This is a genomic window from Acerihabitans sp. (assembly GCF_036398755.1).
In the GTDB taxonomy this organism is placed as follows: Bacteria; Pseudomonadota; Gammaproteobacteria; order Enterobacterales; family Enterobacteriaceae; genus Acerihabitans.
The window spans coordinates 56228-65181 of the sequence record NZ_DASWOM010000011.1 but is presented as its reverse complement, the minus strand read 5'-3'; the positions used below and the strand labels follow the sequence as shown (position 1 = coordinate 65181).

Genomic DNA, 8954 nt, shown 5'->3' with positions numbered 1-8954 from the left:
GGACTCGCTTCGGATCTCGGGCACCTTCTGCTGGTTTGGCCCCGTGCTCGGCGGACCCGACGCGCTGGATATATTGATGCTGCCCAAAAGCATTAAAATCGGCTACGCCGTCTTTTCCCATCATGTCCGCACGCCTGAACTGCTGCGTTCGCATTCAGCTCAACTCTTCAACTGGGTTCGGACAGGTCGGCTCAAGATCAGGATAGGGGGTGAATATCCCTTGGCTGAAGCGGCCAAAGCGCACGCGGATATGGAAAGCCGGACCACTACCGGGAAACTACTGCTCATCCCCTAGGCGATCCATTGGTGCCAGCATTCTTATTCTGCTGTATATCAAATCACCGTAAGCCGCAGCCAGTCAATGAATGCCCTCATCGCCGGCGACATGGTTTTTCCCGAGATCCAGCAAAGATAATATCCGTCAAATTCAACGTCCCAGGCAGTAAGGATAGGATGAAGCGCGCCGGAAACGAGATGAGCGCGCACCCTTTGCGCGGTTACCTGGGCAATGCCTATTCCCGCGATGGCCGTTTGATATTGTCGCTCGCGATCGTCCACCACCACATTCCCGGTAACCGGGATGTTTTTTAGTTGGCCGTTATATAAAAACTGCCAGGGTTCCGGCGTTACCGTCCCCGGCCAGCGCCAGCCAATGCAGTTATGCTGGAGTAAATCTTCCGGCCGCCTGATGTCGCCATGCTTCTCAAGATAGGACGGCGCGGCCACGACTATCTGATGCAAGCGTTCACCAATGGGAACGGCGACCAATCCGGGATCGAGAACTTCACCCAGCCTAAGCGAAAGATCATAACCTCCCGCGATAAGGTCGGTGGGAGAATCATGGATGGTGATATCAAGACGCACATCGGGATATAAAGAAAGAAAAGCGGCTATGTTGTTATCCAGATACATTTCAGCAGCCGAGCGAAAAGCATGTATGCGGATATTACCCTTGATGATATGGCTTCGGCACTGCGCCTGGGTAAAGGCATCCGCAAGATTTTCCAGTAATGGCGCGATGTGAAGATACAGCGCCCTTCCCTCGTCGGTAAGACTCACGGAACGCGTCGTACGGTTAAACAGCCGCAGCCCCAGGCGCCCCTCAAGCCCGCTGATTTGCTGGCTGACGGCGGACGCGGACAAGCCCGATTTGCCCGCGACGACCCTGAAGTTCAATGTCTCCACCACCATGGTGAACGTATTCAGCGCCAAAAAATCTGAACGACTTATCATTTTCAGCCCCCATTATTAAATAAATCTAATTACTGCATGCAGAAAACAAGGGATTATATAATCAAATTTAATAAATTATAGTCACACCGCTACAGGCAAGGTTGTTAAACCACCGCGGGATGATATATGGCTAACGAAAATCGACACACCACACAACAACGGCTTCGCATAATAGAAGACAAATTGGCGATTTATGCGCTTATCGCTTCCCATCCGCCCAGCGCCGATACCGGACTCGCTGAATATACCGCTTCCGTCTATACGGAGGATGGCGTTTTTAACCGCGGGGAGGGGTTGGATGGCGCAAAAGGCGTGAATGCTATCGCGGCATTTATTCTCAGGCCAGAGCATGAGGAAGCGATCAAAGGCGGACTGGCGCATTTTGCCGGACTGCCGCTTATCGACTTACGTGGCGATACGGCCGTTGTCACCTCCTATTTGCAGCTTTTGCAACTGGATAAACAGGGCGAACCGCGCGAGATGGCAAATCACGGCTACTCCACCGGGTACCGCATTCATCGGGTTGTGGTTAATCGCTGGGAGCTTGAACGCCAGGAGGGTCGTTGGAAAATACGCGGCAGAACCCTCCTTCCCGTCGACGGCACCGATGCGCCGCGTCAGCTGTTGGCCCGCGGCCTTTCGGATGCGCTGAAGGCGGCGGGCGCTAAAGCCCGGGCCACATCCCACCGTCAAGCCTGAGGTTCATTCCGGTGATATAGCCGGCCCGCGGGCTTGCCAGAAACGCGACGGCATCGGATATTTCCTCAAGCGTACCGACCCGCCCTGTCGGCACTTGCGCGAACAACGGCAATACCGCCGGCTCAATCTCTGCCCAGGGCGCATCCCCTGCGATGCCCTGCCCGGACGCCGCCGCGCGGAAAGCCTTATCCAGACTGACGCTATGAATGGTGCCGGGGGAAACGGTGTTAGCGGTTATCCCCTCTTTCGCCACCGCTTTCGCCAACGATGCCGTCATGGCCACCATCGCCGCTTTGGCTGCGGAATAGTCCGGCCTTGCGGGCGGCGGCATCAGCCCGGCGAGACTGGCAATATTGATGACCCGTCCCCAGCGCGCTTTTACCATCTCCGCCAGCAGGCCGGAGGTCACCCTTACCGCGGCGAGGACGTTTCTATCATACGCGTCCCTCCAGATGTCAGGGCGAGTGGTAAACCAGTCGCTGCCCTCCCCGGAACCGCCGGCATTATTGACCAGGATCTCGACCGGCCTTACAAATCGCTGCGCCTGGTCAAGCAGACGCTGAACCTGGTCTTCCCTGGTCAGATCGCCCGTTACGGCAAACGCCCGCCCCCCGCCGGCAATAATGCTGTGCGCGACCTCCTCGGTTTTTATCCTGTCGCGCCCATGAATGATGACCACCGCGCCTTCACGGGCAAGCCCGCGGGCCACGGCCTCACCGATCCCTTTGCTACTCCCCGTAATGAGCGCTACTCTTCCATCAAGCTTTAAGTCCACCGCCATGCCCCCCTGGTATAATGAGATTTTGATTAGAGAGCATAACCATGAACGATGCAATCAGGCACTTTAAAGTGCCTGTCGGTGATGAAGAGCGAGAGGCGTGTCTTGGCCCGAACGGTTCCGTCTCGCACGTCACGCGCACGCTGCGTATGATTGCCGGGCGATGGAAGCTTGCGATACTGTTTCGCCTGTTTGCCGAGCCCTCGATGCGCAGCTCGAAATTATTGCGCGACATTCCTGCCATTACCCGGAAAATGCTGACCCAGCATTTGCGCGAACTGGAGCAGCATGGGCTAGTGGCCAGACAGGACTTCGACCAAAAACCGCCGCGCGTGGAATATCGGCTGACGGACGCAGGTCGCGGCCTGATGCCGGTTCTGATGTCCCTAAGAGAGTTTTCGCTGCGTCATCCTGATAAAAATGAGGATGAACCGCACCAGAATAGCCGGGCGCCTGGCGCTGGGGCGGCGCTGACGGTCACACATGGTCCGTCGACCCCGCTGAAAAACTGAGGGTCGTCGCGTTAACGAATACCGCTTTCGAAGGCATGTCCGGCGGAGGCGACGGCGCCCAGCGCGTTCAGCAACACATCGCGGGTATGGTTTAGATGTTCGGACAGAATGGCAACGGCGCTGTCGGCGTCTTCAGCAAGGATGGCCTGCAACAGTTCGTTGTGATCGCTGTTGCGCTCGCCCTGTTCCACCGTAACCGGCAGCAGCACGCGCTGGTAAATTGAAAAAGCCTCGGCAAGCTGCTTGACCATCAAAAAAAGCCATTTACTGCCGCAGTTTTCCATCATGATAAAATTGAAATCCTCATGGCGCGTATGCCATTCGGGATTAAAGGTGGCGGGTGTCTCAGGCAAGGTCTGGGGAGTATGAACCAGACGGTGATTAGCCGCTATCAGGCGCGCCTGCCACTCAATATCCCGCGTTTCAATGGATTTACGCAAGGCGATGCTTTCAAACGTAATACGCTGCTCGGTTAAATCGGCAAGCTCGTCAGGATTCAGTCCGCGCACGCTGAATCCTTGCTGCGGCGCAACGTCGACCAGTAATTCCCCCGCCAGTCGGTTCAGGGCCTCGCGGATGACATTCATGCTGACATCAAAGCGCTGGGCAAGGGCCGAAATCTTGAGTTTATTACCCGGCAAAAGCTGTCCCGTAAGAATCAATCCCCTTACCTGAGAATATATCGTCTCATTCAACGACCTTCCCTCTTTGAGAACTTTCATAATCCTTCTCCGGTATATTATTATTTTTCAACAGGTTATATGAAACCCCCGTCAAGCAATACCCATAATAACATAGGCGAAATTAAAAGGATATTCATACATAAAACTTATAATACATATAAATATCCATATTTTACTTTAAAAAAGTTTTTTGCCGCGTATTATCAATTTTACCCCCGTTGAGCACGCCAGGAGTTAGCATGATGGTTCCATTGAACAAGGCATCAATCGAATTTGAGGGCATGCAGGTAGGCTATTACCATGCCGGGAAAGGAAAACCGTTGCTGCTGATTCATGGATCCGGCCCCGGCGCCTCAAGTTTGGGCAACTGGAGCCGCGTATTAGAGCCGCTGGCCCATGACCATGAAGTCTTTGCCATGGATCTTATCGGTTTTGGCATCAGCGACCGTAAGCCGGAACAGCCCTATTTCGATTTCCCGATGTGGATTCGCCAGGCAAAGGCGATGCTGGATCATATCGGCGCGGCCGATGCCGGCATCATTGGCCATTCGCTTTCAGCGGCGATCGCCCTTTCGTTGGCGTCTGTTGATAAGCGGGTTTCCGCCGTGCTGACCACCGGCGCTATCGGCGCGCCCTTCGTCGCAACGGCCGCCACCCAGCGTATCTGGCGCTGCCCAACCAATCGCGATGAACTGATTTCCACGCTGGGCACGCTTATTCATGATAAGTCGATCATTGATGATAACTATATCGGCGCAAGGGAGCCGGTGGTGTTCGCACCCGGCTATGCTGAATATTTTAATACCATGTTCAGCGGCGACCCTCAGCGTTATGTAGCCGAAACCACCCTGGATGAGGCCGTATTGTCCGCCATCACCTGCCCGGTAATCATGCTTCACGGGCGCGATGACACCCCTTTTCCAAAAAGTACCTCCGAGTTTTTATCGGCACGGATTAAATATGCTGATTTACACATACTGAATGAATGCTCTCATTCTGTTGCATTCGAAAGAAGCCGCGCATTTATGGCGGCGGCGCGGCAATTATTTCAGTAATTCATTTAGCGGAAAAAATAGAGCAAGCGCTGCGTCATGTTAATGGATTCCCATCGCGCGGGTGACCGGTAAAGAATAAACCCGTCAAGACATAGTATTGCGGCGCGCGGGCGACATGGCGGGCAAATATTTACCAAACAAAATTAAAACGTTATCACCAAAAAAATAACGCGTATTTACACTACAAAAGCACTCTTAGGCAAGGGTGATCTTTGTTGTCCTTTAGCTGCATTAAAACGAGGAACTTAAGATGAATTGGCTATCTCACGGTAAAAAACACAGGTCACCCTTATTTCTAAGCTGTTTTCTGGCATCGGTGACTTTATCTGCCGTTATGACGACCAGCGTAAAAGCGGAGGAAGACAGATTAGTCGGAATTATTCCCGCGCTTAAAGCAGAAAAGCCCTTCAAACTCGGTGTGACCGTGGTCCATTTGAATGATGATTTCTATAAAGGCATTATTTACGGCATTGCAGATGAAGCCAAGCGTTCCGGCGTCGATGTGGTTCAGGTTTCAGTGGCGGGCGCTTATGGCAATGTGCGTGAGCAGTTTGCCCAGCTTGAGGCGTTGAAAAGTATCGGTGCGGACGTCGCGGTGTTAGCCCCGGCGGCCTTTAGCGGTTTTGATCCCATCATCAAATCCCTCAAATCAAGCGGTATGAAAGTCGCCTCCGTCGGCATCCCCGTTGACAGTAAAAATATCGATTTCGGCGTACTGCAGGATGATACCTATATTGGCAAACTTATGGCCGATGCCGTATGTAAATCCCCGGTCCAGCCGAAAAATGTCGCCATGATCCCGGGGCCGGCGGGGGCTGAATGGGTGCGCCTTCGTTATGAAGGTTTCAAGGCGGAGGCCAAAAAATGCGCGGCCCCGGTTTCAGTGGTGGAAGCGGGATTTGGCGGCGGCATCGATCTGCAGGAAGGATTGACCAAGGCGTCCGATCTGATGCTGCGCAACCCTGAGGTTAATTTTATCTATACCCCGCAAATTACCCTGGGGATGGGCGCGGTCCAGGCTATCCGTCAACAGCACAGAACGGCCAGCGTCGTCAGCTCGGCCATGGTTAAACGGGCGGTACCGATGATAGAGGACGGGAAAATGCTGGCGGTGGTCTCCGAGCCGGGCATTATCATGGGACGCCTGATTGTTCAGTACGCTATCCGCGCCATGGAAGGAAAACCCCTGCCTAATCTGGCGCCTGCGGGCACTGACGGACTGAATTATGCGCATTACAATGTGCCGAACAAGGTGCTTGACAAGAGCAATGTGGCGACACATCCGTTTGAAACCTATGAAATTGCGCCTGCCGCATGGAAAGTTCCCGCAATGCAGTAAGCCTGAGGTGAGGCCATGAAGATGCAGACAGAACAGGTAACAGGCAACGCCGTCGGTCCGGCCGGTTCTCCGTTGCTCAGGATAAGTGGACTGTGCAAGCGGTTCGGCGCCACTCAGGCGCTGAACCATGTTTCAATCCAGTTCCAGGCAGGCGAGATCCACTGCGTTTTGGGCGAGAACGGCGCCGGTAAGTCAACCATCGGTAAGATTATCAGCGGATTATATCGCGCTGACGCAGGCGAAATCTGGTATGGCGAGCGGCGGGTATCCTTCGGCAGTTCACGTGAAGCACGGCATGCCGGCATTGTGATGGTGTATCAGGAACTGTCGCTGGCGCCGAGCCTGTCTGTTCGTGCAAACCTGTGGCTGGGCGCGGAGAGGGGCAAAACCGTCTTTGCCCTCACCCGTAAATCCCGGGAAGTTACCCGGGTACGGGAAGTGTTGGCCCGGCTTGGGCTGGCCGACATCGATATGGAACAGGCGGTGGGCGCTTTCCCGGTGGCCATACAGCAGCTTATTGAAATCGGCAAGTCTTTGATGTCCCAGCCCAGGGTCATCATTTTTGACGAACCCACTGCCATGCTGGGCGCCGTCGAAAAAGAAAGATTCTTCAGGGTCTTGGGAAAACTGCGGGAATCAGGCATGGCCTCGGTGCTGGTGACTCATCATATCGATGATGTGATTGCCGTCAGTGACCAGGTCACCATCATGCGCAATGGCCATGTGGTTGATACCTTTGCGGTGACCGGCGCAGTGAATGCGGATTTCATCGTCGGGCGATTAACGGGCAAGGCGCCGGGCAGCCATGGCATTGATAACCAAAGCAATCTGCGCTTCCCGCCCTTGCTCGATTTTGAAAACCTGCCCGTCAGCAGCGGCGGCACCCGGGTTTTTTCCGTCGGTCGCGGTGAAGTGGTGGGCATCTATGGCGTGGTCGGCTGTGGCGCCGAGTCCCTGTTGCATAACCTTGTCGGCTTTCAGCCTCTGCCGGCCACCGCCTCCGTGAGCCTCAAATTCGAGGGCTATCCCTGGCGGCCGGCAAGCCTGTCTGCCGCATTGAAAAAAGGGGTGTCCTGGTTGCCCGCCGGTAGAGCCAGCCATGGGGTTTTCCCGTCCCTCTCCATCGCTGAAAACTTGATGATTACGCAGTTAAAAAAATTTTCCCGCGTCGGCTTTATCCGTCATCGGCGTACGGAATCGGCGGCGGACCAATTACTCCAGGAATGCGGTGTTAAATATTCGGATAAGCATGACCCGCTCACCAGCCTGAGCGGCGGCAACCAGCAAAAGGTGTTGCTCGCCCGGGCGATGGTCGGCGCCGGTAAGATTCTGGTGCTGGAGGAGCCCACCGCGGGGGTTGATATCGACGCCAAACATGAAATACATCAGCGAATCCGCGCGCTGGCGGCAACCGGCGTGTCGGTGCTGATGTTATCAAGCGACCTGACGGAAACCATGACGCTGTGCGACACGGTCTGGACCATGTTCCAGGGTTGCATCGTCAAAACATACCGTAACCCCGACGAGCATGACAAAGCGTCGATTATCGCAGACGTGGTAGGCCGCTCGGGCCAAAGCCGCGCGGAACATTAACTTGACGTAAAGACGAGGCAGGAGTTTGCAGCATGAATACAAGCAGAGAAGCGGGTCTTTTACCCTTGGCAAAAACGGTGAAAACGAAAAGGTTTTCGCTTTCGGACTGGATGCTTCCCCTGTTGATTGTGTTTACCGCAGTGGTCGCGGGCTTGGTCCAGCCCAGATTTATGACGGTCAGCAATGGAATAAACCTGGCCTGCCAGTTGGCCCCTCTGCTTATTATTTCCCTGGGCCAGGCTGTCGCGGTGATTAGAGGGGGGCTGGATCTGTCTCTTTCATCGGTAATGTCCCTCGCCGGGGTGGCGGGCGTCATGATCATGAATCAGTTCGGCGTACCCGCGGGCCTGGTCGCCATGCTGCTGGTCGGCGCCTTGACCGGCGCGGCGTCAGGCATCCTTATTGCGGTATTCAATACCTCTCCCCTGGTGATTACCCTGGGAATGCTGTCCGTCGCTCAGGCGTTTGCCTTGATTTTGTCGGGGGGCGTGCCGATTTATGATGTTCCCGCCGCCTATATTGAAGCGGTGGGCTACGGCACGGTAGTGGGACTGCCGGTCATGGTATGGATTGCCGTTGCCTTGACCATCCTTGTCGGCGTACTGCTTAAATACACGCTGTTCGGCCGCTATGTCTATGCCATGGGATCCAATATGTCCGCGGCGTCAAAGTCGGGTATCAACGTAAAATTCAACACGGTGCTGGTGTATATGGTCAGCGGATTATGCGCGGGAACGGGCGCCATTATCCTGACCGCATGGACCAGCTCCGCCCAGCCCATTGCGGCGGCCAACCTGACGCTGCAATCCCTGGCGGCGGTTGTTCTGGGGGGCGTGGCGCTGACCGGGGGCGCGGGCAATCTTCGCCAGGTCATAACCGGTGTCGTGGTATTAACACTGCTGTCAAACGTGATGAATATGGTCGGCGTATCCGCCTATTATCAGACCCTGGCCGTGGGTATCGTCATTATTCTGGCGGTGATCCTCGATCGTTTTCGCCGGCAGGATCCACGGTGATTTCGCCGACGAATAACCGTTTTTTATACAATATTTTTTATTCAGA

General features: G+C 54.9%; 9 protein-coding genes and 1 pseudogene. 7 read left to right on the top strand and 3 right to left on the bottom strand.

Going from position 1 to position 8954, the window contains the following annotated elements:
• Positions 1-295 (top strand): zinc-binding dehydrogenase (locus VGC33_RS01805; RefSeq protein WP_331118425.1); only part of this gene is annotated, 295 nt, incomplete at its 5' end.
• A gap of 38 nt (positions 296-333) precedes the next feature.
• On the opposite strand, the gene VGC33_RS01800 is transcribed toward VGC33_RS01805, so the two are convergent.
• A complete protein-coding gene (locus VGC33_RS01800) occupies positions 334-1233 on the bottom strand; it encodes a LysR family transcriptional regulator (RefSeq protein ID WP_331118423.1) in 900 nt (299 codons plus the stop codon).
• A gap of 126 nt (positions 1234-1359) precedes the next feature.
• Between VGC33_RS01800 and VGC33_RS01795 the strand changes: the two genes are divergently transcribed.
• Entirely contained in the window at positions 1360-1932 is a 573-nt protein-coding gene (locus tag VGC33_RS01795) for a nuclear transport factor 2 family protein (RefSeq protein WP_331118421.1), read from the top strand.
• Here the strand turns inward: VGC33_RS01795 and VGC33_RS01790 are convergent.
• Positions 1898-2713 carry an SDR family NAD(P)-dependent oxidoreductase gene (locus VGC33_RS01790; RefSeq protein WP_331118419.1) on the bottom strand — a complete coding sequence of 272 codons (816 nt, stop codon included), beginning with the start codon at positions 2711-2713 and terminating at the stop codon, positions 1898-1900. The genes VGC33_RS01795 and VGC33_RS01790 overlap by 35 nt on opposite strands.
• Positions 2714-2754: 41 nt before the next feature.
• Here VGC33_RS01790 and VGC33_RS01785 point away from each other — a divergent pair.
• A pseudogene (locus VGC33_RS01785) lies at positions 2755-3108 on the top strand (winged helix-turn-helix transcriptional regulator); the annotation flags it as partial.
• A 125-nt stretch (positions 3109-3233) separates the two neighbouring features.
• Here the strand turns inward: VGC33_RS01785 and VGC33_RS01775 are convergent.
• Positions 3234-3944 (bottom strand): GntR family transcriptional regulator, encoded by a 711-nt coding sequence (locus VGC33_RS01775; protein WP_331118417.1) that lies wholly within the window; start codon positions 3942-3944, stop codon positions 3234-3236.
• Positions 3945-4144: 200 nt separating this feature from the next.
• Here VGC33_RS01775 and VGC33_RS01770 point away from each other — a divergent pair, with 200 nt between their 5' ends.
• The 4 genes from VGC33_RS01770 (at position 4145) to VGC33_RS01755 (ending at position 8908) form a co-directional block, all read left to right on the top strand.
• Positions 4145-4960, top strand: coding sequence for an alpha/beta fold hydrolase (locus tag VGC33_RS01770; protein WP_331118414.1), 816 nt, complete (start codon positions 4145-4147; stop codon positions 4958-4960).
• Between the two features lie 250 nt (positions 4961-5210).
• Entirely contained in the window at positions 5211-6299 is a 1089-nt protein-coding gene (locus tag VGC33_RS01765) for a substrate-binding domain-containing protein (protein WP_331118412.1), read from the top strand.
• Positions 6300-6314: 15 nt separating this feature from the next.
• Positions 6315-7892, top strand: a complete 1578-nt coding sequence (locus tag VGC33_RS01760; protein WP_331118410.1) for a sugar ABC transporter ATP-binding protein — start codon at positions 6315-6317, stop codon at positions 7890-7892.
• Positions 7893-7924: 32 nt separating this feature from the next.
• Entirely contained in the window at positions 7925-8908 is a 984-nt protein-coding gene (locus VGC33_RS01755; RefSeq protein WP_331118408.1) for an ABC transporter permease, read from the top strand.
• Positions 8909-8954: the final 46 nt, after the last annotated feature.